Raw genomic sequence first — 26,427 nt, 5'->3', positions numbered from 1 at the left:
CGTCCGCCCTCGCAAACGGCATAAGCCCTGACCTCGGGCCCCGGGCCCATGCCGGCGTAGCACAGCGGTAGTGCAGCGGTTTTGTAAACCGAAGGTCGGGAGTTCGATCCTCTCCGCCGGCACCAGTTTCCTCAGGTCCTCCTTCTCTTCAGGCCCAGCGCGATGACCGCCATCCTCTTCATCGACGCCGACGCCTGCCCCGTGAAGGACGAGGCCTACAAGGTCGCCGCCCGCCATGGCTTCAAGACCTTCGTGGTGTCCAACAGCTGGATCCGCGTGCCGATGACGCCGGTGATCGAGCAGATCGTGGTCGACGCCGGTCCCGACGTCGCCGACGACTGGATCGCCGAGCGCTGCGGTCCGGGCGACGTGGTGGTGACCAACGATATCCCCCTGGCGGATCGCGTGCTGAAGGCCGGCGGCGCGGCGCTGGCCCCGAACGGCCGGGTGTTCAGTCCCGACATGATCGGCTCGGCCCTGGCCTCGCGCTCGATCGGCGAACACCTGCGCTCGATGGGCGAGGTCACCAAGGGTCCCGCCGCCTTCGCCAACGCCGACCGCTCGCGCTTCCTGCAGGCGCTGGACCAGCTGGTGGTCAAGGCCAAGCGCGCCCCTTTACCGAAAAATGGCCCGCCCCGATGATCGAGATCACGCCCTGGCTGCGGATCGACGAGGACGAGCTGGTCTGGAAGGCTGCCCGCGCCTCCGGCCCCGGCGGCCAGCACGTCAACAAGACCAGCACCGCGATCGAGCTGCGGTTCGACGTCAGGAACTCCCCGGCCCTGCCCGAGGACGTCAAGGCGCGGCTGGAGACCCTGGCCGGCAGCCGCCTGACCCAGGATGGGGTGCTGATCCTGTTCTCGCAGGGCTCGCGCTCGCAGGAAATGAATCGCCAGGACGCCCAGGAGCGCCTCGTCGACCTGATCCGCCGAGCGACCGAGAAGCCCAAGCCCCGCAAGGCGACCAAGCCGACCTATTCCAGCAAGCTCAAGCGGCTGGAAGGCAAGACCAAGCGCGGGACGGTGAAGTCCGGGCGCGGGCGGGTGAAATTCGACGACTAAGCCGTCTCCGGCGGGGCCGGGGTGCTGAACGCGATCACGTCCTGCTTCCAGTCCGGCTCGACGATCAGGCCGGACAGCATCTTCTGCAGGTAGCGGGTCATGGCCGCCTGCTCTTCCGTGGTCAGGTTGGCGCAGATGTCGCGGTTGAGCGGACGGATCTCGGCGCGGATCGTCTCCAGCAGGCCGCGACCGGTTTCCGTCAGGCAGATGACCACCACTCGGCGGTCGGCGGACGAAGCCTTGCGCTCCACCAGGCCGTCGGTGATCAGGTTGTCGATCGAGCGCGTCAGGGTCGTGCGGTCGGTGGCCGCCAGCTTGGCCAGGCGGGTCATCGACAGGTCGCCGAACCGCCGCAGCGAGATCATCGCCACCCACTTGGCGAAGGTCAGGCCGTGCCGGGCCAGGAGATCTGCCGCCACCGCCCGGCGATGCTGTTCGGTCTGATAGAGAAGATAGCTCAGATAGCTCGGCAGCGGCAGCGCATGGTCCTGGACCACATCGGCGCGCTCATCCCCCTCGTACATTGTCGTTTTCCGCCCCCCCAAAACGGCGCTCTGTGTCTCACAAGGTTAACGGCCACGCAATCCGCGGGCCCATGGGGCAAACGAAAAACCCCGCGAATGGCTTCGCGGGGTCATCTCTTTCAATTTAGACGGGAATTTCACGCCGCAGTGGCACGATTCCGGTTCAGCCCGCGCGTCAACCAATCGTCGGGATAGGTCTCGCGCACGGTGATCGACTTGAACTGGGTGACTGGGATGCTGGCGTGGTCGCCGGGGTTGAGATCGCGCGACACCGAGTGGCCGGCGAACTCCTCGATGATGGTGATCACTTGGCTGCTGCCGGCGGCGTTCTCGATGAGGACCATGTTCATGGGGGTTCTGCTCGGTGAGCTCGAGGGAGAAAGGAAAGTCGGCGGAAAGGAAGGACGTGGCCGGCCTTAGATCTGGCTTGGTCGCACGCGTTCCTTGAGGCCCTTCAGGGCCCAGGCCTCGACGGCCCGGCTACTGCCCAGGCGGCGGAAGGCGCCGGCGGCGTGCTGTTCGCAGTATGAGCCGCGGGCGGTCTGCTTCGGACGGCCGCAGAAGCCGAAGTCGTCGCCTTCCGGATTGCCGATCGGCCAGCGGCACGAGTGGGTCCCAAGCTCCAGGATTCCCGAGGTCGGCAGCAGGTCTTCCTCGGTGCGCTCGAAGCGCGGAGCGACGTGGGGCGCGGCCATGGTCTCGCGGGTCGGGCGGCGGACCACGATCCGCGACGGCGACCGGACGGTCGTCCGCTGACGGACGGGGGTTTCACGGACGGTGATGCCCAGACGATGCACCTTGCCGATCACCGCGCTGCGGCTGACGCCACCCAATTGGCGGGCCACCTGGCTCGCGCTGAGCCCCTCGAGCCAGAGCTTCTTCAGCGTCGCGGTGCGTTCTTCGCTCCAGTCCATGATCTTGTTCCCAGCCCAGCCCGGAGCCAGCCCGCTCCGTGAGGAAATTGGTAGATTTTATGGTTAACGCACGTCAAACGTTTATGTGCAGACCCACGGTTTGCGATTTCACTTTTTTCGAAAAGAATCACGTAGATACCGGCAATTGTCGCAGGGGCCCGCTCAAGCTGGTCTTAAGGAACATTGTTCCGTGACAGAGCGACGGCCCTGAATTTATAAGGGTTTGGAATGCGTCGCACCGTCGCAGAACCTGCGGCGAAACGTCAGTCGGGGATCATCATGCGTACCGTGAAACTTGCCGCCATCGCGGCGCTCTGCATCGCCGCTTCGGCCTGTTCGAAGGACGGCGGCAGTTCCGCCGAGGCGCCGGCGTCGGCGCCGGCGGATGCTCCGGTCGCCGCGCCGACCGCCGCCGCCCCGCCGACCGACGCAGCCAAGGCCGCGGCCCTGGCCGCCCTTCCCGCGCCCTACAACACCGGCGACCTGTCCAACGGCCAGAGCAAGTTCGCCTTCTGCCGCTCGTGCCACACCGCCACCGAGGGCGGCCCGGACCTGACCGGCCCCAACCTCTACGGCGTGTTCGGCCGCAAGGCCGGCTCCAAGCCCGGCTACACCTATTCGGACGCGGTCAAGAACGCCGGCTTCGTCTGGGACGCCGAGCACCTGGACAAGTGGCTGACCGACCCGCGTGGCTTCATGCCGGGCACCAAGATGACCTTCGCGGGCCTGCACGATCCCAAGGATCGCATCGACCTGATCGCCTATCTGAAGGTCGAGACGGGCTACAAGCCCGCGCCGTAGCGATGCGCCCGGCCCCTCCAGAGTTAGAGGCGTTGATCCAGCGTCTCTACGACGCCAACGGAAAGCGCGACTTCGAGGCGTTCCGCGCCCTGGTCTCGCCCCAGCTGGAGTGGCCGGACGTAACGCGCGGCGGCTGGCTGACCAGCCCTGAGCAGGTGCGCGACTACTGGGCCTATAACGACGCCGCGCTCCGGGTGGAGATCACCCCGGTCGAGGTCCAAGTCACCGACGACGGCCGCATCATGGTCGACGCCAACCAGGTGATCTGGAATCGCACCGGCCAGCTGTGGTCGGACCTCTGCGTGCGGCATTGTTACACGCTTCGCGACGGCCTGATCCGGCGCATGGATATCGTTCCCAGGGGGGACACGGATCCAGGCCCATGACGCCGGACGAAAATCGCATCGCCAAGCCGCACGCGCTTGAAGCGGTGCTGCACGAGGCCTTCGAGGCCTTCAACGCACGCGACCTGTCGCGCCTGCGTCCGTTGTTCCACGACGAGATCGTCTGGCCCGACACCCTGGACAACAATGAGAAGCCGCTCATCGGCAAGGAAGCCGTCATCGGCCACTTCGCCCGCATGTTCGCGACCATCCTGGCGAACGTCCAGCTGATCCGGATCCTCGACGAAACCCCGGACAGCCTGGCGGTCGAGGCCCAGTACTCGGTGGAAAGCCCCGATGGGCGCATCTGGACCGACACCCGCGCGGCCCTGACCTATCACTTCAAGGACGGGCTGCTGAGCGGCATGACAATCGTGGGCGGGTTCTAGGTCAGCAGGTCGGCGCAGGCGTCGAGGATGGCCTCGGCGTCCAGGCGGTACTTGCCGTAGAGATCCGGCAGGTCGCCCGACTGGCCGAAGGTTTCCAGGCCCAGGGCCCGCACGCGCTGCCCGCGCACCGAGCCCAGCCAGGACAAGGCCAGCGGCGCGCCGTCGGTCAGGGTGACGAGGCCGGCCTCGCGATCCAGCGGGCTCAGCAGGGTCTCGATGGTCGAGGTCCGACGCCCCTCCCCCGTCCAGCGGGCCCGGCCCGAGGCGATCCAGTCGCGATGCAGCACGTCGGCCGAGGTGACGGCCAGCAGGCCGGCCTCGGGCATGTCCTCGGCCAGCGCCTCGAACGCCGCCAGGGCCTCGGGGGCCAGGGCGCCGCTGTAGACCAAGGCCAGCCGCGCTCCGGGCGCGGGAGGCTTCAGCCAGTAGGCTCCGTCGACCACGCCCTGGCGCCAGGCGTCGTCCGTCCGCTCGGGCTGGGCGATGGCGCGGGTCGACAGACGCAGATAGGTCGACGCGCCGTCCTTGGCCTGGATGCGCTCGAAGGCGTGGGCCATCAGCACCGCCGTCTCGTCGGCGAAGGCCGGCTCGTAGGTGTCGAGACCCGGCTGGGCCATGCCGATGACCGGGGCGTTGATCGACTGGTGCGCGCCGCCCTCCGGCGCCAGCGTCAGGCCCGACGGCGTGGCGACCAGCAGGAACCGGGCGTCCTGGTAGCAGGCGTAATTCAGGGCATCGAGGCCGCGGGCGATGAACGGGTCGTAGAGCGTCCCGACGGGGAACAGGCGCTCGCCGAACAGCGGGCCGGTCAGGCCCAGCGCCGCCAGGGCGATGAACAGGTTGTTCTCGGCGATGCCCAGCTCGACGTGCTGGCCGGTCTCGGCCTTGGACCAGACCTGCGCCGAAGGAATGCGGCGACGCTTGAAGACGTCCTCGTGGGCCCGGCGCTGGAACACCCCGCGTCGGTTCACGAAGCCGCCAAGGTTGGTCGAGACCGTGACGTCCGGCGAGGTGGTGACGACGTGGCCGGCGAACTCGTCCTTGCCGGCGGCGATCTCGAACATCACCTTGCCGAAGGCGGCCTGGGTCGACTGCTCGCCATCGTTCTTGCCACCGGTCACGGCCGACAGCAGTTCGTCGGCGGTCGGGGTCGGGATGGTCGGGGCGACGTGGTTGCGCTCGACGTCGGCGGCGAAGGGCGCGCGGGCCACCAGGCCCTTCAGCGCCGTGCGCTCGGCGGCCGACAGGCCCGACAGCGCGTCCCACTCCTCGCCCTCCACGACGCCCAGGCGCGCGCGCAGCTCGGCGATCTGGGCCGGGGTCATCAGGCCGGCGTGGTTGTCCTTGTGGCCCTGGAACGGCAGCCGCAGGCCCTTGACGGTGTAGGCGATGAAGAAGCGAGGGCGATCGTCCTGCCCCGCCTTCTCGAAGGCCTCCAGCAGCGTTTCCAGGCAGTGCCCGCCCAGCTCGGTCATCAACTCGGCGAGATCGACGTCCTTGTAACCGGCGATCAGGGCCAGGGCCTCGGGGCTGCCGGCGAGATCCGCGTTCAGGCGTTCGCGCCAGGCCGCCCCGCCCTGGTAGCTCAGGGCCGCGAACAGGTCGTTGGGCGCGGTCTCGATCCAGTCATGCAGCTTGTCGCCGCCCGGCTTGGCGAAGGCCTCGCGCTGGCGCCTGGACCACTTCAGCGTCTCGACCGTCCAGCCCGCGGCCTCGAAGATCTCGCCGTAGCGCGTGAACATCCGGTCCTGGGTGGTCGCGTCCAGGCTCTGGCGGTTGTAGTCGACGATCCACCAGGTGTTGCGGATGTCGTGCTTGCAGGCCTCGATCAGGGCCTCGTAGATGTTGCCCTCGTCCAGCTCGGCGTCGCCCAGCAGCGAGATCATCCGGCCCATCTTCTCCGGCTTCACCGAACCGCGCGCGGCCAGATAGTCCTGGGCCAGCGAGGCGAAGGCGGTCATGGCCACGCCCAGGCCCACCGAGCCGGTCGAGAAGTCGACGTCGTCCACGTCCTTGGTGCGCGAGGGATACGACTGGGCCCCGCCCAGCGCCCGAAAGCGCTGCAGGTTCTCAAGGCTCTGGCGGCCGAACAGGTGCTGGATGGCGTGGAAGATCGGGCTGGCGTGCGGCTTGACCGCCACGCGATCCTGCGGCCGCAGCGCCTTCATGTAGAGGGCGGTCATGATCGTGGCGCACGAGGCGCTGGACGCCTGGTGGCCGCCGACCTTCAGGCCGTCGCGGCTTTCGCGGATGTGGTTGGCGTTGTGGATGGTCCACGCCGCCAACCAGAGAATGCGTTCCTCAAGGCGGCGCAGCAGAGCGATTTCCTGCCGCTTCGCCGTCAGAGAACCGTCAGCCATGCTTCCTCACCCGTCTATGCCGGTGAGGTTTGCCCCTCGCCGCTCTTTTCCCGAGCTTCATACTCTTCGATCTGCCGGGCCGTCCACTCCGGCGACTTCGTGAAGCGCGCCAGGAGGTCGTAGAACACCGGAACGATGAACAGCGTCAGCAGGGTCGCGAAGATCGAGCCGGTGAAGATCACCGAACCGATGGTCTTGCGGCTTCCCGCGCCGGCGCCGGCCCACAGCATCAGCGGCAGCGCGCCCATGGCCGCCGAGATCGAGGTCATGATGATCGGACGCAGACGCAGGGCCGCCGCCTCGATCACCGCCTCGCGCACGGTCAGGCCCTCGTCGCGCAGCTGGTTGGCGAACTCGACGATCAGGATGCCGTTCTTGGTGGCGATGCCGATCAGGATGATCAGGCCGATCTGGCTGTAGGTGTTGATGGTCGAGCCCATGACCAGCAGGCCGAACAGGCCGCCCAGCGCCGCCAGCGGCACGGTCAGCATGATCACCGCCGGGTGGATCCAGCTTTCGAACTGCGCCGCCAGCACCAGGAACACCAGCAGCAGGGCCAGGCCGAAGGCGACGGCGATGCCGCCCGAGCCTTCCAGATAGTCCTTGGCCTGGCCGCCCCACTTGATGCTGATCCCGGGCGTCGGGCGTTGGTCGGCCTCTTCCCGCAGGAAGCGCACCGCGTCCTCGACGGTGTAGCCGGGGTTCAGCTGGGTGGTCAGGGTGACGGAGCGCAGGCGGTCGACGCGCGGACGGTCCGGGGTGTCGCCGCGCAGCTGCGTGGTCACCACGGTCGACAGCGGCACCAGGGCGCCGGAACTGGTGCGCACCTGCAGCTGGTTCAGGTCCGCGACGCTGCGGCGCTGGTCCAGGTTGGTCTGCAGGATGACGTCGTATTCCTGGCCGTTCTTGATGTAGGTCGTGGCCTTGCGCGAGCCGAACATGGTCTCCAGCGCCCGGCCGATCGACTGGGCCGAGACGCCGAGGGTGGCGGCCTTGTCCTGGTCGATCTGCACCGACAGACGCGGCGAAGTCGGCTCGTAGTCGAGGCGCGGACGCGCGAAGCCCGGATTGCCCTGAGCGTCGGCCAGGATCGGCTTCAGCCACTCGGCCAGCTGGACGTAGTCGTTGCCCACGGCGATCAGGTCGACATTGGTGCCGCCGCCTCCGCCGCCACCGCCGCCACGCTGGAACGGCCCCCGCACGCTGGCGATGGCCCGCACGCTGGTGATCTTGGAGAGGTCCTTGTTCAGCTCGGCCGCCACCTGGTCGGCGGTCTTCTTGCGCTCGCCCCACGGCTTCATCACGACGACGCTGTTGCCGCTGTTGAACGAGGTGCCGCCGAAACGCGGGATGGTCAGCAGGATGCGCTCGGCGACGCCTTCCTGGCGGTAGCGATCGACGATCTTCTCGACCTGCAAGGCGATGCCCAAGGTGTAGTCGTAGCCGGCGCCTTCCGGCCCGCTGACGGCCACGTCGACCCGGCCGCGGTCCTCGGGCGGCACCAGTTCCTTGGGCAGGCTGACGAACAGCAGCGCCGCGAAGGCCGCCAGGACGACGACCATCACGCCGGCGATCGCCGCCGACCAGCCGCCGAGGATGCTTTCCAACGAGGCGCGGTACGAGTTCTTCAAGGCGTCCATGGCCCGGTCGACGCGCTTGGCCAGCCAGCCTTCGCCATGCGCGGGACGCAGCAGCTTGGACGCCATCATCGGCGAGAGCGTCAGGGCCAGCAGGGCCGAGAAGGCGACGGCGGCGGCGATGGTCACGGCCAGCTCGACGAACAGGCGGCCGATATAGCCGGGCAGGAACATCAGCGGCGCGAACACCGAGATCAGCACGATGGTCGTGGCCACGACGGCGAAGAACACCTGGCGGGTGCCGCGCTCGGCCGCGACCAGCGCGGGTTCGCCCTCGTCCACGCGGCGCTGGATGTTCTCGACCACGACGATGGCGTCATCGACGACCAGACCGACGGCCAGCACCAGGGCCAGCAGGGTCAGCAGGTTCAGCGAGAAGCCCAGCGGGGCCAGGACGATGAAGGTGGACAGGATGCAGATCGGCGCGACGATCGAGGGAATCATCGCCGACCGCCAGCTGCCCAGGAAGATCAGGTTGACCAGCACGACCAGGCTGATCGACAGGCCCATGGTGATCCACACCTCGTGGATGGCCTCGGCGGTGAACACCGAGTTGTCCACGGCCACGACCATCTTGGTGCCGGGCGGCAGGCTCTCGTTGATGGTGGCCACTTCCTTGCGGACGGCCTGGGAGATGGCGACGTCGTTGGCTTGCGACTGGCGGGTCAGGCCGATGCCGACCTGGTCAACGCCGTTGCCCCGGAAGAGGCGTCGGCGCTCGTTCGCGCCTTCCTCGATGCGGGCCACGTCGCCCAGGCGCAGCACGAAGCCGGAGGCGTCGGCCGGGCGCAGGGGCAGGCGGGCGAAGTCCTCGGGCTTGGCGTAGCTGCGGGCCACGCGGATCGTGAAGTCCTTGGACGCGCTTTCCAGCGAGCCGGCGGGCAGCTCCAGGTTCTGGCTGTTCAGGGCGTTCTCGACGTCGTCGACCGACACGCCGCGAGCGGCCATCTGGTTGGCGTCCAGCCAGATCCGCATGGCGTAGATCTTGGCCCCGAACAGGTTCGCCTGGGCCACGCCGTCGATGGTCGACATCCGTTCGACCAGATAGCGGTCGGCGTAGTCGGCCAGCTGCAGCGGATCCAGCGTGGTCGAGGTCAGGTTGAGGATGATGATTGGCGAGGCGTCGGCGTTGGCCTTGGCGATCTGCGGCGGGTCGGCCTGGTCGGGCAGGTTGGCCGTCACCCGGCTGACGGCGTCGCGCACGTCGTTGGCGGCCGCGTCGAGGTCGCGGTCGAGGTTGAACGTGATGGTGATCTGCGAGCGACCGTCGCGGCTGCTCGAGTTCACGCGGTCGATGCCCTGGATGCCAGCCACCTGGCGCTCGATCACCTGGGTGATGCGCTCCTCGATGACCTCGGCCGAGGCGCCGCGATAGGTGGTCGAGACCGACACCACGGGCGGATCGACGCTGGGCAGTTCACGGATCGGCAGCGAGGTATAGGCCGCCAGGCCGATAACGCAGAGGATGATGGCCGCGACGGCGGCGAAGACGGGACGGCGGACGGAAAGGTCGGACAGCATCAGCCGGCCTTGCGGTCGGCGCCGCCCTTGCCGCCGGCCTTATCGCCCTGTCCGCCCTTGCCGCCGCCGATCGGGGCGCCGTCCTGGATGCGGTTGAGGCCGTCGGCGACAATCTTGTCGCCGGTCTTCAGGCCGGCGCGGATCTCGACGAAGCCGCCCTCGCTGATGCCGGTGTCGACGTCGGTGCGGCGGGCGATCAGACCCTTCGGTCCCGTGGCGATGCGGTAGACCGAGGCCTGGGTCCCTTCGAACTGCACGGCCGCTTCCGGCACGGCGACGCCGTCGCGCACGCCCTGGTCGATGGACACCTTGACCAACATGCCCGGCTTCAGGCGGCCGCCGGCGTTCGGAAACTCGGCGCGGGCCTTGATGGCGCGGGTGGCGGGATCGATGCGGGTGTCGATCTGGGCGATCTTGCCCTGGAAGGTCTCGCCCGGCAGGGCGTCGGGACGCGCGGCGATCGGCAGGCCGATGCGGATGGTCTGCAGATAGCGGTCCGGCACCGAGAAATCGACGCGGATGACCGAGGCGTCGTCCAGGCTGACGATCGGCGTTCCGGCGGCGATCAGCATGCCAGGGGCGACGTCCGAGATGCCGACGCGACCCGAGAACGGCGCGCGCAGCACGCGGTCCAGCTTCTGGGCCTGGGCCGTGCCGACCGAAGCCCTGGCGACGTCGAGCGCCGACAGGTACTGCTCGGCCGTGGCGCGGGGGGCGATGCCCTTGTCGGCCAGGGTCTTCCAGCGGGTATAGTCACGCTCGGCCTGGGCCAGACGCGCCCTGGCTTCCGAGATGCCAGCGTCTTCCTGGTCGGCCTTCAGCTCGACCAGCACCTGGCCCTTGCGCACCGTCTCGCCGTCCGAGAAATGCACGGCGGTGATCAACTCAGGCGTGTTCGAGGTGATCGTCACCGACTGCCGGCCCTTGGCCACGCCCAGCACCTCGATACGATCGGTGAACGGACGCTCGCCGACAACCATCTGCGAGACGCTGGTCGCCCGACCGCCGGCGCCGCCGGCGCCGCCCGCGTCCTTGGCGCCAAAGGCCAGCTTCAGCCCCCCGACCACAAGCATCAGGACAACGGCGGCCAGAGCCACCACGAGGAAGAAGTGCCTACGGATCAAGAAACGGCTCCAGCACGCCGGGAGGAGTCGGCGGGAATTCGGCGAAGATATGACCGCAGCCTAAAGCGACGTCCAGTGACAGCCGGATGACCGACTGTTGCAATCCTGAAACAAGCTAAAGCTTCCGCCACACGGCAAGCGCGAAGCCGCGATCCCGGGTGGTCTCTCGTCCCAGGGGCGTATCGCGCCAACCGGCCTGCACGCTCCAGTCCCCGAACGCGCGGACGACGGACAGCTCGCTCTTTACCCAACGTGAGCGGACCGGATTGCGATCGGCCTGACCGGCATAGGTCTGGGCCAGGATCAGCCAGTTTTTCGCGGGCCTGACGCCTAGCGTGGCGTCGATGCGCGTTTCGTCGGCAAGGCCCTGGCGCCGCAGCCGCGCGGCCTCCAGGTCGACGAACACTTCCCTGCCCTTCCACAAGGCCGAGCGGCCGTACAGCAGCCGCGCTTCCAGATCCAGACTCCCCTGCCCCGGCGCGGCGTAGCCGGCGTTGCGTCCCGCCCCCGCCTCGCCCGCGCCCAGATAGACGGCCAGGGACGAACGGTCGTCGCGATGGGCCGCCCAGCGCAGGCCCAGCTCGATCGGTCCGCGTCCGGAGTAGTCCACCCACCGGTCATGGCCGCGCGTGACGCCGGCCTTGGCCTGCAGGGTCAGCCGTGGCGTCAGGCCGTGCTCAACGAACACCGACAGGCTCTCGTCGCGGCGTGGGTCGATGTCGACGAGAACGGCGTCCGGACCGTAGCCTTGCTTGGCGTCGGACTTCTCGTACTTGGCGATCACCTGGGTGCGGCCGGGCGCCATCGGCCACGCCCCCGCTTGCGCGGCGCCGGTCGTCAGGCACGAAAAAGCCGCCGCGATGGCCAGGACCGCGGCGGCTCTCATCAATACGGAATAGGCGCCTAGTCCGCGTAGCCGGGCAGCTCGCGGTCCAGTTTTCGCAGACAACCCGGCCAGGCTAGGCCGCCGATCATGCCCATGCCCATGCCGGTCTGCTTGCGGACCTCCGCCTGGGCCGCGTCGGGCGCCAAGAGGACGTTGTCGCGACCAATCGACAGAGCCATTACCTGCTGCGCGCACGCCCGCTCCAGGAAGAACATCCCCAACCAGCACTCGGCCGCCGAGCTCCCCACCGACAGCGTGCCGTGGTTGCGCAGCATCATCAGCCTCTTGGTCTCGCCCAGGTCGGCCACCAGCCGCCCCCGCTCGTCCAAGTTGAGAGCAATGCCTTCATAGTCGTGATAGGCGAGTTGAGGCAAGACGATTAGCGCGTGCTGGCTCAGCGGCAGCAGGCCTTCGGCGTGCGCCGACACCGCCACGCCCTGGTCGCTGTGCAGGTGCATGACGAACTGGGCGTCCTCGCGCGCGGCGTGGATGGCCGAGTGGATCGTGAAGCCCGCCGGATTGATGAAGTACGGCGTCTTGTCGACGACGTTGCCGTCCAAATCCACCTTCACCAGGCACGAGGCGGTCATCTCGCCGAAGAACATGCCATACGGATTGATCAGGAAGTGGTGCTCGGGACCCGGTACGCGCGCCGAGATGTGGGTGAAGATCATGTCGTCCCAGCCGTGCAGGGCCACGAGACGGTAGAGGGCCGCCAGATCAACGCGCGCCTGCCATTCGGCTTCGCTGACCTTGCCCTTCAGAGATGAAATCGGCAGAGCACCGTCGGCCATGATGGGCCTCCCATATAGGTTATCATTGTTGAGTTAGAGCGTCGCGCCGGGACGCATGGCCGTCAAGAGCCGCGATTCAAGCCCTCTGCGCTTGCCAACCGCGCTCCGGCGTCGGACCGTCCGCGCGAACACGGGGGAATCGAGACGGATGCTGACGCTGCTGGGCGTGGCGGTGATCGTGCTGGGCTTCGCCCTGCGCTTCAATCCGCTGATGGTCGTCGTCGCCGCCGCCCTGACCTCGGGACTGGCGGCTGGTCTGCCGCCGCTGGAGGTGCTGGCCGCCTTCGGCAAGGCCTTCAACACCAACCGCTATGTCACGGTCGCCTGGCTGGTGCTGCCGGCCATCGGCCTGCTGGAGCGGGCCGGCCTGCAGGAAAAGGCCCGCGCCACCATCCGTTCGATCCGCGCCGCCAGCGCCGGGCGGATCCTGCTGGTCTACCTGATCCTGCGCCAGCTGAGCGCGGCCCTTGGCCTGGTGTCGATCGCCGGCCAGGCCCAGACCGTCCGTCCCCTGGTCGCCCCGATGGCGGAGGCCGCGTCCGAGCCGCTTTCCGACCGGCGGCGCGAGGACGTGAAAGCCATGAGCGCGGCCACCGACAATGTCGGCCTGTTCTTCGGCGAGGACATCTTCCTGGCCATCGGCTCGATCCTGCTGATCGTCGGCTTCCTGGATCAGAGCGGCATCACGGTCGAGCCGCTGCACCTGTCGATGTGGGCCATCCCGTCGGCCATCGCCGCCTTCTTCGTCCACGGCGCGCGGCTTCTGCTGTTCGACCGCGCCCTGTCCAAAGAACGTTCTGGGCCGGAGGCCGGGCAATGATCGGCTTGCCGCTCGTCTATCTGCTGGCCGGCCTGATGTTCGGGGCCTTCGCCGTGTTCAGCGCCCTCGACCGCGAGAACCGCAAGCGCTTCGGCAACGCCGCCTTCTGGGGCCTGTTCGCGCTGAGCTTCCTGTTCGGCGACCACTTTGGCGACCTGGGCAACGGCTTCCTGGCGCTGGCCCTGGCCCTGATCGCCGGGACCGGCCAACTGGGCGTCGGCGCGCCGAAGACCACCTCGCCCGCCGAGCGCGAGACCCTGGCGGCGACCTATGGCGCGCGCCTGTTCATTCCCGCCCTGGTCATCCCCGTGCTGGTGCTGGTCGGGACCCTGGCGTTCAAGCGCCTGACGCTGCACGGCGCGCCGTTGGTCGATCCTAAGCAGGCCACGCTGGTCTCGCTGGCCCTGGCCGCCCTGGTCGCGGCGATCCTGGCCCAGGTGATGTTCCGCCAGCCCGCTTCCGCGCCCCTGCAGGAGGGACGGCGGCTGATGGACCTGGTCGGCTGGGCCGCCCTGCTGCCGCAGATGCTGGCCGCCCTGGGCGCGGTCTTCGCGCTCGCCGGCGTCGGCAAGACCATCGGCGAACTTGCGGTGATGATCACCCCGGTCGACAGTCGCTTCGCCGCCGTCGCCGCCTACTGCCTGGGCATGGCCGTGTTCACGGTGATGATGGGCAACGCCTTCGCCGCCTTCCCCGTGATGACCGGCGGCATCGCCCTGCCCCTGGTCATCGGCCGTTTCGGCGGCGATCCGGCCGTGGTCTGCGCCATCGGTATGCTGTCGGGCTTTTGCGGCACGCTGCTCACCCCGCTGGCCGCCAATTTCAACCTTGTGCCGGCCGCGCTGCTGCAGTTGAAGGACCGCTATGCCGTGATCCGCGCCCAGGCGCCGACCGCGGTCCTGATGCTGGTCGTCAATGTGGTCCTGATGAACGCCCTGGCCTTCCATGCTTAAGAATTGGCACAAATGAGCCTCGCCCGCTCCACCGCCTCGCGCTTCGCCAAGATCGCCCTGGGCCACCTGACCCGCGAGTACCCGAACAAGCTTGACCACGTGATGGCGGACGCGGGCGACGTCCGCTCGCCGCGCGACCTGCACCCGATCTTCTACGGCAGCTTCGACTGGCATTCGTGCGTGCACGGTTACTGGCTGCTGGCGACGTTGCTGCGCCTGCGCCCGGAGGCGCCCGAGGCCGAGACGATCGTCGCCCTGTTCGACGACGCCTTCACGCCCGAGAAGGTCGGCGTCGAGACCGCCTATCTGGCCCGCCCCGAAAGTCGCGGCTTCGAGCGCCCCTATGGCTGGGCCTGGAGCCTGATGCTGCAGGCCGAACTGCTGCGTCACAAGGATCGCCCCTGGGCCGCCACGCACGCGCCATTGGCCGCCGCCTTCCGCCAGCGGTTCGAGAGCTTCCTGCCGATCGCCGACTATCCGGTGCGCACCGGCACGCACTTCAACACCGCCTTCGCGCTCGTTCTGGCGACCGAATACGCGGTGATGACCGATGACCAGGGCTTCTTCGACCTGCTGCAGAACCGCGCGCTGCTCTGGTACGGCCAGGACGCCGCCTGCCAGGGCTGGGAGCCGTCCGGCGACGACTTCCTCTCGCCCGCCCTGATCGAGGCCGAGGCCATGCGCCGCCTGCTGCCGCGCGAGAGCTTCGACACCTGGTTCCCGCGCTTCCTGCCCAACTTAGCCGACAAGCAACCCGCCACCCTGTTCTCGCCGGCCCGGGTCAGTGACCGCAGCGACGGCAAGATCGCCCACCTGGACGGCCTGAACCTGTCGCGCGCCTGGTGCTGGCGTCTGCTCGCCGCGGCCATGCCCGAAGAGGATCCCGCCAAGCCCCTGGCCATCAACGCCGCCCTCAGTCACCTGGCGGCGGCCATCCCGCACATCGCCGGCGACTATATGGGCGAGCACTGGCTGGCGACCTTCGCCCTGCTGGCGCTGGAGAACGGCTAGCGCCGGCGACCGCGACCACACAACCGAGGCGATTATCTCACTTGCACGAATATCCGCATACGGTTTACAATCCTTGACAATGCAAGGAACTGGGTTCGCGGTAAGGATGTTCGCGCACCCTGTTCAGGGGGCGCGATTCTAGTCCGAGGAGCTCGTCGTCATGCCCGACGTCGCGCAGTGCCCGCGTATAGAAATCGCCCATGTCTCGGAAGGTTGGGTCGTTACCGAAGACGGCCGCCTAGCCGGCCACTTCGACAACGTCGAAACCGCCTACAAACAGGCCCTCGCCATATGCGGGGCCCTGTTCGAACGCGGCGTGCGATCACGGGTCTACCAACTACCGGCGGCGGCCTGAGCGCGCTACGCGACTTGCCGGATCGAGTCCGGGCGGAGCGCTGGCTGTCGATCTCGGGTCAGGTACACTGCCCATCGGCGATGGCCTGAACGATCGGCCGGTGGTCGAACGGCTCGGGATAGCCCGTAGGCGGTTCGGTCAAATCGCGCGGATACTCAGGCCAGCGAGCTTTATGATCTTGGACAATGTTCCCCCCCGGTTAAGGGCTACCCCCTTTTACCGGGGACTGATTTATCGCGCCTTAGGAGGCGCTGCCTGCGGAGCCACCAATGGTCCAGACGACACGCAACCAGCTGCGGACAGAGGTCCGGACCTTCCTGATCATCAGCGTGGGAGCCTTCGCCGTGGGCCTCGCCATCGGCTTCGCCGTGATGGGCCTGCCCTAAATGGCTCTAAATCATATACTTGGAGCGCACCCGGGCGGGTTACCGCACACACTTAGCCCTGGCGCGGTCTAGACGCGATCAGTCGCCCCGGTCGCCCTTCATCAGGCGGGCCTTGTCGCGCGCCCAGTCGCGCGCCGCCTCGGTCTCGCGCTTGTCGTGATTCTTCTTGCCCTTCGCCAGGCCGATCTCGAGCTTGGCCAGGCCCTTGTCGTTCCAATAGAGCTTCAGCGGGATCAACGTCCGGCCGTCGCGCTGCACGGCGCCGATCAGCTTGTCGATCTGCTTGCGGTGCAGCAGCAGCTTCCGGTGCCGGCGCGGCTCATGGTTGAAGCGGTTGGCGTGGCCGTAGGGCGGGATGTCGGCGTTGATCAGCTTGATCTCGCGCCCTTCGACCGAGGCGTAGGACTCGGCGATGTTGGCCCGGCCGACGCGCAGCGACTTGACCTCGGTGCCGGTCAGCATGATGCCGGCCTCGAAGGTCTCTTCGATGAAGTAGTCGTACCGGGCGCGCCGGTTCTCCGCGATCGGCTTGGTCATTACCGCAGACCGGCCTCGCGCATGGCCTCCAGGATCGTCGGACGCACGGCCTCGGCGCAGGCGACGATCGGCAGGCGAACGTCCTCGGCGCAGAGGCCCAGCTGGGCCAGGGCGAACTTGGTCGGGGCCGGCGAGGAATCCAGGAACAGGGCCTTGTGCAGCCGCACCAGACGGTCCTGCCAGTAGAGGCCGGTCCCCCACTCGCCCTGCATGCAGGCGTTCATGAAGGCGGCGCAGGCTTCCGGCGCGACGTTGGCGGTGACCGAGATCACGCCGTGGCCGCCATGGGCCATGTAGCCCAGGGCCGAGGGGTCGTCGCCGGTCAGCAGCACCCAGTCGGGACCGCACAACAGGCGCTGCATGCTGATGCGGCTCAGGTCGCCGGTGGCGTCCTTGACGCCGATGATGTTGGGCAGCTTGGCCAGGCGCGCCAGGGTCTCGTTGGAGATGTCGACGCCGGTGCGGCCGGGCACGTTGTAGACGAACACCGGCAGCTCGACGGCGTCGTTGATCGCCTTGTAGTGCTGATACATGCCCTCCTGGCTGGGGCGATTGTAGTACGGCGTCACCACCAGGGCCGCGTCGGCGCCGACGGTCTTGGCGTGAGCGGCCAGCTCGATGGCCTCGTCGGTCGAGTTGCTGCCCGCGCCGGCGATCACCGGCACGCGGCCGGCGGCGGTCTTCACGCACAGCTCGACGACGCGCTTGTGCTCGTCATGCGACAGGGTCGAGGTCTCGCCCGTGGTGCCGACCGGCACCAGGCCGTGCACGCCGCCAGCGATCTGGCGCTCGACCAGCGATACGAACGCTTTTTCGTCCACCTCACCGTCGCGGAACGGCGTGACGAGGGCCGGAATGACGCCCTTGAAGTGAGACTGGACCATGACTTGCAAATTGCCGTGAGGATGGCGCCGCGTGTGTTGCGGCAGGACGATGGGGGCGGACAATATGTCCGTGCCCCGTCGTCCCGCAATGGCGCGCCATGAGGTTCGTGGGGGCAGGTGCGGATTTGAGGGGCGAAGCCTGCGCGGTCAAGCCCTTGGAACCGGACTTTAAACCCTATTGAGGCCTGAATCGTCGCATAGGGGCAGGCGGAGTATTCGAGTACAAGGCTCTTTGGGGCCGGTTGATGGAGAGCGTCTTGGCTTCAGTGGTGCGTCGGATTCTGCTCGGAGGAGCTTGCATCGTGGCCGTGGTCGGGGCGGCGGACGCCCAGACGACGTCGGGCTATGCGACCTCGTACTCCAGCCAGCCCGGCCTGATCACCACCCCGCCGACCGCCGTCCCCGGCGCGCTGTCCGACACCGACAGCGCCAACCTGCAAAGCGCCCTGGCCGCCGCCAAGCGCGGCGACGTCTCGGGCGCGCGCATGGCCATGGACAGCCTGCAGGACCCGATCGCCAAGAAGATCGCCCAGTGGCAGTTGGTCGACAGCAACGCCGAGGCGATGAGCTTCTTCGAGCTGGACGCCGCCCGCCGCGACCTGGCCGGCTGGCCGCGCGGCGCGCGGCGCGACGCCGCCGCCGAGAAGGCCTTGTCGACCTCCGGCCTGGATCCGACCCGCATCATCGCCTGGTTCGGCGGCGCCCAGCCGGCGACGGCCGAGGGCGCCATGGCGCTGGCCTCGGCCTATCAGGCGACCGGCAAGAACCAGGACGCCGCCAACCTGATCCGCCGCACCTTCCGCGACAAGGTGTTCGAGGCCGACGCCCAGCGCAGCATGATCGCCCGCTTCGGCGCCATGTTGACGCCCGACGACTACAATCGCCGCGCCGACATCCTGCTGTACGGCCAGCAGGGTCCGGCCGCCCGCGACCTGGTCGCCATGCTGTCGGACACCGGCCAGTCCACCGCCCGCGTGCGCATGGCCTATCGCTCCAATTCGTCCAACGCCAACACGCTCTATAACGGCCTGACGCCCGACCTGCAGAGCTCGCCCGGCGTGGTGTTCGAACGCGCCGCCTATCTGCGCCGCAACGGCATGGACACCCTGGCCCTGCCGATGGTGGTCAACTTCCCGGCCCCGCCAACCGAGGAAGCCTCGACCGCGATCTGGAAGGAGCGCAAGCAGTTGATTGTCGCGGCCCTGAAGGCCGGCAACAGCGCCGGCGCCTATGCCGCCGCCGACAACACCCGGGCCCTGGCCCCGGCCGACATCGCCGAGAGCGAGTTCTACGCCGGCTGGATCGCCCTGACCCGCCTGAAGAATCCGGACGCCGCCGCCGCCCACTTCGCCCAGATCGCGGCCGTCGGCGCCTCGCCGATCACGCGCGGGCGGGCCCTCTACTGGCAGGGCCGCGCGGCCGAGGCGCAGGGCGACCCGATCGCCGCCCAGGCCTTCTACGCCGAGGGCGCGCGCCACATCACCACCTTCTACGGCCAACTGGCCGCCGAGAAGGCGGGGCTGAAGGAACTGCGCCTGGAGCGCGACCCGGTCATCACCCAGGCCGACCGCGCCCGCTTCTACGGCCGCGAGCAGATCCGCGCCGCCCGGATCCTGGCCGACATCGGCGCGCGCGATCAGTTCCGCAGCCTGGTGCTCTACATCGACGACACCCTGCCCAATGCCGAGGAAAGCGCCCTGCTGGTCGACTTCGCCCGCGGCTATGGCGATCAGGACCTGGCCATGCGCGCCGTGCGCACGGCCGCCCAGCGCGGCTTCATCCTGCCCGAGCGCGGCTATCCGCTGCTGGACCACCATTTCACGCCAGGTCCGGGCGCGGCCGAGACGGCGTTCGTCTATTCGATCTCGCGCCAGGAAAGCAATTTCGACCCGTCGGCCCGCTCCGGCGTCGGCGCGCGCGGCATGATGCAGCTGATGCCGGCCACCGCATCGATCGTCGCGCGCAAGCTGGGCGAGACTCATTCGATCGAGCGACTGGGCGATGCGCCCTACAATATGCGCCTGGGCTCGGTCTATCTGGGCGACATGGTCCGCAGCTTCAGCGGCTCGTACATCATGGCCGCCGCCGCCTACAACGCCGGTCCAGGCCGTCCGGCCCAGTGGGCTAGCCTGTGCGGCGATCCGCGCGGCGCGACCACCGATCCGCTCGACTTCATCGAGTGCATCCCCTTCTCCGAGACCCGCAACTATGTGATGCGGACCCTGGAGACGACCATGGTCTACCGCGCCCGGCTGAATGGGGGCGTCAGCCCGCTGACCCTGTCGTCGGACCTGAAGCGCGGCGGCTATGTCTACTCGCCGTCGGTGGCTTCGGCGGATACGGCGGTCACGCAGCCCTAAGCGCGGCGGGCCGCCAACACTGGTCCGGCGTCGGTCTCGACCAGTTCGCCGTCGAGCCGGAAGACCCGGCCGAGAATGTCGCGCGCCAAGGCCTGGCGCGGCGGCCCCTCGGCGACGATCCGGCCGTGGTCGACCACGACGACGCGGTCGCAGGACCGGGCGGCCAAGCCGAGGTCGTGCAGGGTCACCACCACGCCCGCGCCCTTGGCGGCCTCGGCGCGCAGCAGGTCCAGGGTCAGCAATTGGGCGTCCGGATCCAGGCCCGCCACCGGTTCGTCGGCGATGAGCAGCGGCGCTCGGGTCGCCAAAAGCCGCGCCAGCAGCACCCTCGCCCGTTCACCGCCGGACATGTCCAGCACGCCGCGATCGGCCAGGTTGGCCGCGTCGACACGGGCCAGGCAATCGAGCGCCAGAGCATCGGCCGCCTCGTCGACGAGATCGGTCGCGCCGAGGGCCGCGACCATGCGGGCCGGCAGGTTCCAGGCCACGCGGCGGTCCTGCGGCAAGTAGCCGACCAGCTTGGCGCGCGCGTCCGGCTTCAGCTCGGCCAGCGTCCGCCCCGAAAGCCGCGCCTCGCCGGCGCTCAGCGGCAGCAGCCCCAGGCCCGCGCGCAGCAGGCTGGTCTTGCCCGCGCCGTTGGGGCCGACCACGCCGACCACCTCGCCCGCCGTCACGCTCAGGGACGCGGCCTCCAGCACGGTCTTGCGGCCTTGCCGGGCGGTGACGTCGGTCAGGGTCCAGAGCGCGCTCACGACCGCCAGCTCCGCGAGGCCCGCCAGGCCAGCAAGGCGAAAGCCGGCGCGCCGAACAGGGCGGTGACGACGCCAAGCTTCAGTTCCTGCTCGGTCGGGATCAGGCGGGCGGCGAGATCGGCGAGGACCAGCAGCAGCGCTCCGGCCAGGGCCGAGGGCCACAGGATGCGCTTGGGGTCGTCCCTGACCAGGGCCCGCACCAGATGCGGCGCGGCCAGGCCGACGAAGCCGATCACCCCCGCCGCCGCCACGCCCGCGCCGGTCAGCAGGGCCGAGCCGGCCACGGCATAGACCCGCAGGCGCGCCATCGGCAGGCCCGACATCCGCGCGGCCTCCTCGCCCAGGGTCAGCATCCGCAGCCCCCGCCCGGCCCGGACGCACAGCGCCGCGCCGATCGCCATCGGGACCAGAGCCCTTAGCGCGTCATGCCAGTCCCGGTTCTCGACCGAGCCCATCAGCCAGGCCAGGATCTCGGCCGTCGCCACCGGCGAGGGCGAGAGGTTGAACACCAAGGCCGTCAGCGCGCCGCCGAACGCCGACAGGGCCACGCCGAACAGGATCAGCGCCTCGGGCTCGCGGAACCGCGCGGCCAGCACCACGACCATGGCGCCGGCCACCAGCGCTCCGACCAGGGCCGAGAGCTCGATCGCGCCCGGCAGCACGGCCAGGCCCGCCGAGATGGCGACGGCCGCGCCCAGGCCCGACACGGCCGAGACGCCCAGCACGCCCGGATCGGCCAGCGGATTGCGCAGCAGTCCTTGCATGGTCGCGCCCGACAGACCCAGAGCCGCACCGATCAGGGCGGCGACGGCCACGCGCGGCGCGCGGATGGTCCACAGCACCTCGCCCGGCGGCGAGGCCGGATGGCTCAGCGCCTGGGCGTATTGCGCCAGAGAGAACGGTGTCTCGCCCAGCGACACGGCCAGGACCGCCGCGAGCGCCAGGACCAGCAGCATCAGGAGACAGAGGCGCACCAAGTTCATCGCGCCGCCTCGGCCAGGGCAAGCGATCCGTCGGCCGCGAACCAGGCGCCGCAGCCGACCACCGCCGCCGGCAGTGACGCCACCGTCCGGGTCCTGATCGCGCCCTGCAGCGCCGCATGGCGTCCCGGTCCCCAGCGATCGGAGCCAGCGCGGGCCATGTCGAACAGGCCCAACACCACGGCGGCCGGCGGGGTCATGACGATCCCCTCCAGCGACACCGGCGCGAAGTAGGGAGAGGTCGTGGCGTTCGAATAGCCGGCGGCCTTCAGCATGGCGTCGACCAGGGTGTTGGACCCCGCCGTATAGCCGCCGGGAGTCAGGTAGAGCGCCGAGCGCCCCTTCCCCGCCCCGGCCGCGCGGGCCAGCTTGGCGTCCATCGTCGCGACCAGCGCCTCGCCCTGCGGTCGGCGGTCCAAGGCGGTCGCGACCTTGCGGATATTGGCCCGCACGCCGGCGAAGTCCGCCGCGTCGTCCAGCGTCACGGTCGTAACGCCCTTGCCCTGCAAAGCCTTGGAGAGCCGAGCGTCGCCGCCCCACAGGCGCACCACCACATCGGGCTTGGCGGCCACCAGGCTCTCGAACGTCGCCCGCCTCAGCGGATGGCCCTTGGCTGAAGCGCGCATGTAGCTGTCGGGCGAGACGGCGCGATGCGACAGGCCGACGATGGTCTCGCGCGGCGCCAGGGCCAGCACATACTGGTCGGCGCAGGAGTCCAGCGACATCACGCGCGGACCCGCGCTCGCCGCCTCTGGGACAAGCGCCATCGCCGCCAGAAGCGCGCACAGGGCCTTGGCGGCGTTCATGAACTCAGTCCGTGACCAGGCCGTACAGCAGACCGTCCAGCATGATCTTCATCAGCTGATCAGCATCCGACCAGTTACGCGAAGGCTTGGTGATCAGCAGCGACACCAGGCCATGGCAGCCGCTCCACAGCACTTCGGCGGCCTGCACCGCCGAGCCCGCGCGCAGGCGGCCCTGGGCGGCGATCTGGTGCACCGGCTCGCTGAACTTCTCGAAGCAGCGGTCGCCCAGCGCCAGGACGTCGGCGGTCTTGTCCGGCGAGACGTGCTCGCCGGCGCTGCAGAACACCAGCTGATAGGTGTTGGGATTGTCGAGGGCGAACTTCATGTACGCCTCCATCATCACCCGCACACGCGAGACCGGGTCGATCGGTTGGGCCGCGATTTCCGTGTTGAGTTCCAGCAGACGCTCGATGGCGTCATTGCTGATCTCCAACAGAATCTGGTCCTTGTCGCGGAAGTGCATATAGAGCGCGGTGGACGACACCCCCACGGCGTCGGCGATCTTACGGATCGTCGCGCCCGAATACCCTTCGGCGATGAAGATCGTCTCGGCCGCCGCCAGGATCTCGCCCCGACGCAAGTGCCCGTCGCCCTTGGGCTTTCGGGCGGACTTGTGAGGCTTCTTCAGAACGACCGTCACGGACTTGGCTTTCCCTGCGTTTCCTCCGACCGACACTAAACGGGAATCACCCAGTCGTCGCAAGAACGTGCGTGGAAGGAGAAACCGGCCTCGCGCGCGCGAGACAATATCTCAAAACGAGCATTTTTAGCATTTGACACTTTAAGGTTGAGATTCGTTTATCTGCGCCGTTGGGGCGACCGGCGTATCCAGGGGCATCCATGGCGCGCGAAGACAGACGGCTTGAACCGGCGCTCGCGCCGGCGTGCGGACCTGTGTCCGTCGAATGGATCGAACCGGCGAACACCGCGCCGATCGGGCGCGATGGCGCGCACCAGACGCTTTCCCGGGGCCAGGCGGCCTGCGTCGGCCTGGCCGGGTTACTGGCGGCGACCGGCGTGGCGCTGAACCCCACCGGCGCGATGACGATCGCGCACCACCTGTTCTTCGCGGTCTTCCTGCTGGGCGCCCTGACCCGTCTGGCGGCGGCCTGCACGCCGTTGCCGCCGACGCTCGCGCCGCCGCTGGCCGACGCGGACCTGCCGACCTACACGATCATCTGCCCGCTTTATCGCGAGGCCGAGGTGGTCGTCGAACTGGTCCAGAGTCTTCAGGCGCTGGACTATCCGCGCGAGCGCCTGCAGGCCCTGATCGTGCTGGAAGCCGACGACGACCTGACCCTGGCGGCGGTCCGGGCCCTGCCGCTCCCCGCGTTCATCCAGGTGCTGGTCGTCCCACGCGGAACGCCCCAGACCAAGCCGCGCGCCTGCAACCACGCGCTGGACCGAGCGCGGGGCGAACTGGTGGTGATCTATGACGCCGAGGACATGCCCGACGCCGGCCAACTTCGGGAAGCCGCCGCCCGCTTCGCCGCCTCGGATCCGGATCTGGCCTGCCTGCAGGCCCCGCTGCGGATCGAGGACCCGGGCTTTTCGCTGTTCCTGCCCTCGCAGTTCCGGCTGGAATACGCCGCCCACTTCGAGGTGCTGTTGCCGGCCCTGGCCCGATGGGGCCTGCCCTTTCCGCTGGGCGGCACCAGCAATCACTTCAGGACCGCCATCCTGCGCGAACAGGGCGGATGGGACCCGTACAATGTAACCGAGGATGCGGACATCGGCTTTCACCTGGCCGCCGCCGGTTACCAGCTCGGCGTGATCGACCGGCCGACCTGGGAGACGGCGCCGACCACCTGGGGACAATGGCTCCCGCAACGCGCGCGGTGGATCAAGGGACACATGCAGACCATCGCCGTCTGCCTGCGCGGTTCCGTCCCCGGCCAGCCGCGCAACGCCATCGCCTTGGCGCTGACCCTGGCCCAGTCGGTGGCGTCCTCGCATCTGCACGGACCGATCATGGCCGCGATGCTCGTGCTGGCCGCGATCGACTTCTGGCCGGACGCGCGCTGCACGATCGCATCGGCGGACCTGACGCTCTACGCCCTGGGTTGGGGCGCATCCGCCATCGCCGGCGCGCGCGGGGTCATGCGGACGCGGGCGCGGCCCAAGTCGCTGCATCTGTTCGGCATGGTGCTCTACTGGCCATTGCAGAGCCTGGCGGGAATGAAGGCGCTCTACCAGTTCGTCACCGCGCCGCACCGCTGGGACAAGACCCTGCACGCCCCGCGTTCCGGCGGCCATTCTGGCCCCCACCACACTGGACCTTTGGGGCCGTAAGGCGGTATGGGCGGGCGATGGCTCCGAAGATCGCTCCCGCCCCCATCGTCATGCGCACCACCGGCTGGGCCGACTACGCCCTGCTGGACAGCGGTCACGGCAAGAAGCTGGAGCGCTATGGCCGCTACACGGTCGTGCGTCCCGAACCGCAGTGTTTCTGGGAGCCGCGCCTGCCGGCCAAGGTCTGGGAGAACGCCGACGCCGTCTTCGACCCCACCGACGAGGACGAAGCCGGCCGCTGGCGCTTCAAGGGCAAGCCGATCGAGAAGTTCGACCTGGCCTGGGGCGAGGCGAAGTTCCATGGCCAGTTCACGCCCTTCCGGCACCTGGCTTTCTTTCCCGAACAGGCCGCAAACTGGGCCTGGCAGGACGAGCGTGTTCGCGCGCTCTCGAAGGGCTCGGGACCTCAGCCCAAGGTGCTGAACCTGTTCGGCTATACCGGCGTGGCCTCGCTGGTCTGCGCCGCCGCCGGCGCGGCCGTCACCCATGTGGACGCCTCCAAGAAGTCGGTCGGCTTCGCGCGCGAGAACGCCGCCTTCGCCGGCCTCGCCGACAAGCCGATCCGCTGGATCGTCGAGGACGCTCGCAAGTTCGTGGCGCGCGAGGTTCGGCGCGGCAACAAATATGACGGCATCATCCTGGACCCGCCCAAGTTCGGGCGCGGCGCCGATGGCGAAGTCTGGCGCCTGTTCGAGGACCTTGCCGCCCTGACCAAGGACTGCGCCGCCCTGCTCAGCGAGGACGCCTCGTTCCTGTTGATGAACGCCTATGCCGCTCGCGTCTCGGGCGCGGCGATGTCGGGTCTGCTGGCCCAGGAGCTGCAAGGCCGCGGCGGCGTCATCGACTGGGGCGAGCTGTCTCTGGTCGAGGAGAAGGGCGACCGCCAGATCGGCCTGTCGTTCTTCGCCCGCTGGTCGTCGGAAGGTTGATCATGAGCGTCAAGACCGTCACCTCCCTGACCAACGCCACCGTCAAAGCCGTTCGCGCCCTGCACATGCGCAAGGAGCGCGAGGAGAGCGGCCTGTTCCTGGCCGAGGGCCTGAAGATCGTCATCGAGGCGATCGACTGCGGCCACGCGCCCAAGATCGTCATGTACGGCCCGGACGCCGCCGACCATCCCATGCTGAAGAAGGCCGCCCAGGCCTGCCTGAAGGCCGGCGGCGAAGTCATTGAGGTCAATCGGGAAATCCTCGAGAAGGTCTCGCGCCGCGACAACCCCCAGGCCGTGGTGGCGGTGTTCAAACAGGTCTTCACGCCGTTGTCGGCCATCGTGCCCGAGAGCGCGCCGTGCTGGGTGGCCATGCAGGCCGTCCGCGATCCGGGCAACCTGGGTACCGTGATCCGCACCGCCGACGCGGCCGGCTGCGGCGGGGTGATCCTGGTCGGCGACTGCGTCGATCCCTATTCGGTCGAGGGCGTGCGGGCGACCATGGGTTCGATCTTCGCCGTGAAGATCGCCAAGGCCACCATCCCCGAGTTCCTGGCCTGGCGCGAAACCTGGCCCGGCAGCGTGGTCGGCACCCTGCTGACCGCCACCGTCGACCACAAGTCAGCCGACTACGTGAAGCCGTCGCTGATCCTGATGGGCAACGAACAGCAGGGCCTGCCGCCCGAGCTGGCCGCCGCCTGCGACGTCAACGTCAAGATCCCCATGCGCGGCCGCGCCGACAGCCTGAACCTGTCGGTGGCCACGGGGATCATGATCTACACGGTCACGGGTTAGGTCTCACGGGCCAAACGTCCGCGATGCGTGGGCGATCAACCGCCACCTCCCCCCCCCGTCATTCCCGCCCTTGTGGCGGGAACCCATGGTTCAGCTGACACGTGAGACGCCAGCGGACTGCTAAGCAGTCCGCCCCTCCCGCACCTGCGGCGGGTAGAGGGGTTTGTTTAGCGA

The 26,427-nt window shown here is 68.7% G+C and carries 28 protein-coding genes, 1 tRNA gene and 1 pseudogene; 15 read left to right on the top strand and 15 right to left on the bottom strand.

Annotated elements, in window-relative coordinates; translation table 11 throughout:
* Nucleotides 1-50 precede the first annotated feature (50 nt).
* The 3 genes from AC1RNC_RS05945 (at nt 51) to arfB (ending at nt 1,061) form a co-directional block, all read left to right on the top strand.
* Nucleotides 51-125 (top strand) — tRNA-Thr (locus AC1RNC_RS05945).
* A gap of 37 nt (nt 126-162) precedes the next feature.
* The gene (locus tag AC1RNC_RS05940) at nt 163-642 is read left to right on the top strand and encodes a YaiI/YqxD family protein (protein WP_492839644.1); all 480 of its coding nucleotides are present in this window, start codon (nt 163-165) and stop codon (nt 640-642) included.
* Complete coding sequence (gene arfB / locus AC1RNC_RS05935; protein ID WP_492884538.1) at nt 639-1,061, top strand: alternative ribosome rescue aminoacyl-tRNA hydrolase ArfB; 423 nt, start codon at nt 639-641, stop codon at nt 1,059-1,061. Before AC1RNC_RS05940 ends, arfB begins: the two co-directional genes overlap by 4 nt.
* Here the strand turns inward: arfB and AC1RNC_RS05930 are convergent.
* The 3 genes from AC1RNC_RS05930 to AC1RNC_RS05920 all read right to left on the bottom strand — a co-directional run bounded on the left by AC1RNC_RS05930 (nt 1,058) and on the right by AC1RNC_RS05920 (nt 2,499).
* Entirely contained in the window at nt 1,058-1,585 is a 528-nt protein-coding gene (locus AC1RNC_RS05930) for a MarR family winged helix-turn-helix transcriptional regulator (protein WP_492839642.1), read from the bottom strand. The genes arfB and AC1RNC_RS05930 overlap by 4 nt on opposite strands.
* A 137-nt stretch (nt 1,586-1,722) precedes the next feature.
* Complete coding sequence (locus AC1RNC_RS05925) at nt 1,723-1,935, bottom strand: hypothetical protein (RefSeq protein ID WP_492839641.1); 213 nt, start codon at nt 1,933-1,935, stop codon at nt 1,723-1,725.
* 66 nt (nt 1,936-2,001) lie between these two features.
* Entirely contained in the window at nt 2,002-2,499 is a 498-nt protein-coding gene (locus tag AC1RNC_RS05920; RefSeq protein ID WP_492884536.1) for a GcrA family cell cycle regulator, read from the bottom strand.
* A 279-nt stretch (nt 2,500-2,778) separates the two neighbouring features.
* Here AC1RNC_RS05920 and AC1RNC_RS05915 point away from each other — a divergent pair, with 279 nt between their 5' ends.
* The 3 genes from AC1RNC_RS05915 to AC1RNC_RS05905 are packed head-to-tail and all read left to right on the top strand — an operon-like array spanning nt 2,779 to nt 4,072.
* Complete coding sequence (locus AC1RNC_RS05915) at nt 2,779-3,300, top strand: c-type cytochrome (RefSeq protein WP_492884534.1); 522 nt, start codon at nt 2,779-2,781, stop codon at nt 3,298-3,300.
* Between the two features lie 32 nt (nt 3,301-3,332).
* Nucleotides 3,333-3,686 carry a nuclear transport factor 2 family protein gene (locus AC1RNC_RS05910; protein WP_492839638.1) on the top strand — a complete coding sequence of 118 codons (354 nt, stop codon included), beginning with the start codon at nt 3,333-3,335 and terminating at the stop codon, nt 3,684-3,686.
* Nucleotides 3,683-4,072: a nuclear transport factor 2 family protein gene (locus AC1RNC_RS05905; protein ID WP_492839637.1), complete on the top strand. Its 390-nt coding sequence runs from the start codon at nt 3,683-3,685 to the stop codon at nt 4,070-4,072. Before AC1RNC_RS05910 ends, AC1RNC_RS05905 begins: the two co-directional genes overlap by 4 nt.
* On the opposite strand, the gene AC1RNC_RS05900 is transcribed toward AC1RNC_RS05905, so the two are convergent.
* The 5 genes from AC1RNC_RS05900 to AC1RNC_RS05880 form a co-directional block, all read right to left on the bottom strand.
* Nucleotides 4,069-6,432 carry a thiamine pyrophosphate-binding protein gene (locus AC1RNC_RS05900; RefSeq protein WP_492884531.1) on the bottom strand — a complete coding sequence of 788 codons (2,364 nt, stop codon included), beginning with the start codon at nt 6,430-6,432 and terminating at the stop codon, nt 4,069-4,071. The two genes, AC1RNC_RS05905 and AC1RNC_RS05900, sit on opposite strands and share 4 nt — an antisense overlap.
* A 14-nt stretch (nt 6,433-6,446) precedes the next feature.
* Nucleotides 6,447-9,590 carry an efflux RND transporter permease subunit gene (locus tag AC1RNC_RS05895; RefSeq protein WP_492884529.1) on the bottom strand — a complete coding sequence of 1,048 codons (3,144 nt, stop codon included), beginning with the start codon at nt 9,588-9,590 and terminating at the stop codon, nt 6,447-6,449.
* Nucleotides 9,590-10,714 (bottom strand): efflux RND transporter periplasmic adaptor subunit, encoded by a 1,125-nt coding sequence (locus AC1RNC_RS05890; protein ID WP_492884527.1) that lies wholly within the window; start codon nt 10,712-10,714, stop codon nt 9,590-9,592. The genes AC1RNC_RS05895 and AC1RNC_RS05890 overlap by 1 nt, the downstream gene beginning before the upstream one ends.
* 115 nt (nt 10,715-10,829) lie before the next feature.
* Nucleotides 10,830-11,519, bottom strand: coding sequence for a hypothetical protein (locus AC1RNC_RS05885; protein ID WP_492885488.1), 690 nt, complete (start codon nt 11,517-11,519; stop codon nt 10,830-10,832).
* A 98-nt stretch (nt 11,520-11,617) separates the two neighbouring features.
* Complete coding sequence (locus AC1RNC_RS05880; RefSeq protein WP_492884525.1) at nt 11,618-12,394, bottom strand: class II aldolase/adducin family protein; 777 nt, start codon at nt 12,392-12,394, stop codon at nt 11,618-11,620.
* Between the two features lie 148 nt (nt 12,395-12,542).
* Between AC1RNC_RS05880 and AC1RNC_RS05875 the strand changes: the two genes are divergently transcribed.
* The 5 genes from AC1RNC_RS05875 to AC1RNC_RS05855 all read left to right on the top strand — a co-directional run bounded on the left by AC1RNC_RS05875 (nt 12,543) and on the right by AC1RNC_RS05855 (nt 15,919).
* Nucleotides 12,543-13,214, top strand: coding sequence for a DUF969 domain-containing protein (locus AC1RNC_RS05875; RefSeq protein ID WP_492884523.1), 672 nt, complete (start codon nt 12,543-12,545; stop codon nt 13,212-13,214).
* Nucleotides 13,211-14,167, top strand: a complete 957-nt coding sequence (locus AC1RNC_RS05870) for a DUF979 domain-containing protein (protein ID WP_492884521.1) — start codon at nt 13,211-13,213, stop codon at nt 14,165-14,167. Before AC1RNC_RS05875 ends, AC1RNC_RS05870 begins: the two co-directional genes overlap by 4 nt.
* 12 nt (nt 14,168-14,179) lie before the next feature.
* Nucleotides 14,180-15,178, top strand: coding sequence for a DUF2891 domain-containing protein (locus AC1RNC_RS05865; protein WP_492884519.1), 999 nt, complete (start codon nt 14,180-14,182; stop codon nt 15,176-15,178).
* A 160-nt stretch (nt 15,179-15,338) separates the two neighbouring features.
* The gene (locus AC1RNC_RS05860; RefSeq protein WP_492884518.1) at nt 15,339-15,533 is read left to right on the top strand and encodes a hypothetical protein; all 195 of its coding nucleotides are present in this window, start codon (nt 15,339-15,341) and stop codon (nt 15,531-15,533) included.
* 269 nt (nt 15,534-15,802) lie between these two features.
* Nucleotides 15,803-15,919 (top strand): hypothetical protein, encoded by a 117-nt coding sequence (locus AC1RNC_RS05855; protein ID WP_492839628.1) that lies wholly within the window; start codon nt 15,803-15,805, stop codon nt 15,917-15,919.
* A gap of 78 nt (nt 15,920-15,997) precedes the next feature.
* Here the strand turns inward: AC1RNC_RS05855 and smpB are convergent, their stop codons facing one another.
* Both smpB and dapA read right to left on the bottom strand, forming a co-directional pair.
* Nucleotides 15,998-16,456: an SsrA-binding protein SmpB gene (smpB, locus tag AC1RNC_RS05850; RefSeq protein ID WP_492839627.1), complete on the bottom strand. Its 459-nt coding sequence runs from the start codon at nt 16,454-16,456 to the stop codon at nt 15,998-16,000.
* Nucleotides 16,456-17,340, bottom strand: a complete 885-nt coding sequence (gene dapA, locus AC1RNC_RS05845) for a 4-hydroxy-tetrahydrodipicolinate synthase (protein ID WP_492884515.1) — start codon at nt 17,338-17,340, stop codon at nt 16,456-16,458. The genes smpB and dapA overlap by 1 nt, the downstream gene beginning before the upstream one ends.
* 257 nt (nt 17,341-17,597) lie before the next feature.
* Between dapA and AC1RNC_RS05840 the strand changes: the two genes are divergently transcribed.
* Complete coding sequence (locus AC1RNC_RS05840; RefSeq protein WP_492884513.1) at nt 17,598-19,700, top strand: lytic transglycosylase domain-containing protein; 2,103 nt, start codon at nt 17,598-17,600, stop codon at nt 19,698-19,700.
* Here AC1RNC_RS05840 and AC1RNC_RS05835 read toward each other — a convergent pair.
* From AC1RNC_RS05835 to AC1RNC_RS05820, 4 genes are read right to left on the bottom strand one after another with little or no spacing between them, the layout of a single operon-like run.
* The gene (locus AC1RNC_RS05835) at nt 19,697-20,452 is read right to left on the bottom strand and encodes an ABC transporter ATP-binding protein (RefSeq protein ID WP_492884511.1); all 756 of its coding nucleotides are present in this window, start codon (nt 20,450-20,452) and stop codon (nt 19,697-19,699) included. The genes AC1RNC_RS05840 and AC1RNC_RS05835 overlap by 4 nt on opposite strands.
* Nucleotides 20,449-21,489: a FecCD family ABC transporter permease gene (locus tag AC1RNC_RS05830; protein WP_492885486.1), complete on the bottom strand. Its 1,041-nt coding sequence runs from the start codon at nt 21,487-21,489 to the stop codon at nt 20,449-20,451. The genes AC1RNC_RS05835 and AC1RNC_RS05830 overlap by 4 nt, the downstream gene beginning before the upstream one ends.
* Nucleotides 21,432-22,238: an ABC transporter substrate-binding protein gene (locus AC1RNC_RS05825; RefSeq protein WP_492884509.1), complete on the bottom strand. Its 807-nt coding sequence runs from the start codon at nt 22,236-22,238 to the stop codon at nt 21,432-21,434. Before AC1RNC_RS05825 ends, AC1RNC_RS05830 begins: the two co-directional genes overlap by 58 nt.
* A 4-nt stretch (nt 22,239-22,242) precedes the next feature.
* Nucleotides 22,243-22,878 (bottom strand): TetR/AcrR family transcriptional regulator, encoded by a 636-nt coding sequence (locus tag AC1RNC_RS05820; protein WP_492884507.1) that lies wholly within the window; start codon nt 22,876-22,878, stop codon nt 22,243-22,245.
* 200 nt (nt 22,879-23,078) lie between these two features.
* On the opposite strand from AC1RNC_RS05820, the gene AC1RNC_RS05815 reads away from it, so the two are divergent.
* The 3 genes from AC1RNC_RS05815 to AC1RNC_RS05805 are packed head-to-tail and all read left to right on the top strand — an operon-like array spanning nt 23,079 to nt 26,253.
* Nucleotides 23,079-24,530, top strand: coding sequence for a glycosyltransferase (locus tag AC1RNC_RS05815; protein WP_492884505.1), 1,452 nt, complete (start codon nt 23,079-23,081; stop codon nt 24,528-24,530).
* 17 nt (nt 24,531-24,547) lie between these two features.
* Entirely contained in the window at nt 24,548-25,459 is a 912-nt protein-coding gene (locus AC1RNC_RS05810) for an RsmD family RNA methyltransferase (protein WP_492884503.1), read from the top strand.
* Nucleotides 25,460-25,461: 2 nt separating this feature from the next.
* Nucleotides 25,462-26,253 carry a TrmH family RNA methyltransferase gene (locus AC1RNC_RS05805; RefSeq protein WP_492884501.1) on the top strand — a complete coding sequence of 264 codons (792 nt, stop codon included), beginning with the start codon at nt 25,462-25,464 and terminating at the stop codon, nt 26,251-26,253.
* A gap of 41 nt (nt 26,254-26,294) precedes the next feature.
* Here the strand turns inward: AC1RNC_RS05805 and AC1RNC_RS05800 are convergent.
* Nucleotides 26,295-26,397, bottom strand: a pseudogene (locus tag AC1RNC_RS05800) (hypothetical protein); the annotation flags it as partial.
* Between the last annotated feature and the right edge of the window lie 30 nt (nt 26,398-26,427).

The organism is Caulobacter sp. GW822-FHT01G02 (genome assembly GCF_058802865.1).
Note: the sequence above shows the minus strand (reverse complement) of the source record. Positions and strands in the feature narration are given on the sequence as shown.

What these genes read in the sequence shown, in the direction of transcription:
- AC1RNC_RS05925 (WP_492839641.1), bottom strand. Translation starts at nt 1,935, where the DNA reads ATGAACATGGTCCTCATCGAGAACGCCGCCGGCAGCAGCCAAGTGATC.
- AC1RNC_RS05900 (WP_492884531.1), bottom strand. Translation starts at nt 6,432, where the DNA reads ATGGCTGACGGTTCTCTGACGGCGAAGCGGCAGGAAATCGCTCTGCTG.
- AC1RNC_RS05870 (WP_492884521.1), top strand. Translation starts at nt 13,211, where the DNA reads ATGATCGGCTTGCCGCTCGTCTATCTGCTGGCCGGCCTGATGTTCGGG.
- AC1RNC_RS05915 (WP_492884534.1), top strand. Translation starts at nt 2,779, where the DNA reads ATGCGTACCGTGAAACTTGCCGCCATCGCGGCGCTCTGCATCGCCGCT.
- AC1RNC_RS05905 (WP_492839637.1), top strand. Translation starts at nt 3,683, where the DNA reads ATGACGCCGGACGAAAATCGCATCGCCAAGCCGCACGCGCTTGAAGCG.
- dapA (WP_492884515.1), bottom strand. Translation starts at nt 17,340, where the DNA reads ATGGTCCAGTCTCACTTCAAGGGCGTCATTCCGGCCCTCGTCACGCCG.
- AC1RNC_RS05895 (WP_492884529.1), bottom strand. Translation starts at nt 9,590, where the DNA reads ATGCTGTCCGACCTTTCCGTCCGCCGTCCCGTCTTCGCCGCCGTCGCG.
- AC1RNC_RS05885 (WP_492885488.1), bottom strand. Translation starts at nt 11,519, where the DNA reads ATGGCGCCCGGCCGCACCCAGGTGATCGCCAAGTACGAGAAGTCCGAC.
- AC1RNC_RS05865 (WP_492884519.1), top strand. Translation starts at nt 14,180, where the DNA reads ATGAGCCTCGCCCGCTCCACCGCCTCGCGCTTCGCCAAGATCGCCCTG.
- AC1RNC_RS05940 (WP_492839644.1), top strand. Translation starts at nt 163, where the DNA reads ATGACCGCCATCCTCTTCATCGACGCCGACGCCTGCCCCGTGAAGGAC.
- AC1RNC_RS05875 (WP_492884523.1), top strand. Translation starts at nt 12,543, where the DNA reads ATGCTGACGCTGCTGGGCGTGGCGGTGATCGTGCTGGGCTTCGCCCTG.
- arfB (WP_492884538.1), top strand. Translation starts at nt 639, where the DNA reads ATGATCGAGATCACGCCCTGGCTGCGGATCGACGAGGACGAGCTGGTC.
- AC1RNC_RS05855 (WP_492839628.1), top strand. Translation starts at nt 15,803, where the DNA reads ATGGTCCAGACGACACGCAACCAGCTGCGGACAGAGGTCCGGACCTTC.
- smpB (WP_492839627.1), bottom strand. Translation starts at nt 16,456, where the DNA reads ATGACCAAGCCGATCGCGGAGAACCGGCGCGCCCGGTACGACTACTTC.
- AC1RNC_RS05815 (WP_492884505.1), top strand. Translation starts at nt 23,079, where the DNA reads ATGGCGCGCGAAGACAGACGGCTTGAACCGGCGCTCGCGCCGGCGTGC.
- AC1RNC_RS05805 (WP_492884501.1), top strand. Translation starts at nt 25,462, where the DNA reads ATGAGCGTCAAGACCGTCACCTCCCTGACCAACGCCACCGTCAAAGCC.
- AC1RNC_RS05930 (WP_492839642.1), bottom strand. Translation starts at nt 1,585, where the DNA reads ATGTACGAGGGGGATGAGCGCGCCGATGTGGTCCAGGACCATGCGCTG.
- AC1RNC_RS05810 (WP_492884503.1), top strand. Translation starts at nt 24,548, where the DNA reads ATGGCTCCGAAGATCGCTCCCGCCCCCATCGTCATGCGCACCACCGGC.
- AC1RNC_RS05825 (WP_492884509.1), bottom strand. Translation starts at nt 22,238, where the DNA reads ATGAACGCCGCCAAGGCCCTGTGCGCGCTTCTGGCGGCGATGGCGCTT.
- AC1RNC_RS05920 (WP_492884536.1), bottom strand. Translation starts at nt 2,499, where the DNA reads ATGGACTGGAGCGAAGAACGCACCGCGACGCTGAAGAAGCTCTGGCTC.
- AC1RNC_RS05860 (WP_492884518.1), top strand. Translation starts at nt 15,339, where the DNA reads ATGCCCGACGTCGCGCAGTGCCCGCGTATAGAAATCGCCCATGTCTCG.
- AC1RNC_RS05880 (WP_492884525.1), bottom strand. Translation starts at nt 12,394, where the DNA reads ATGGCCGACGGTGCTCTGCCGATTTCATCTCTGAAGGGCAAGGTCAGC.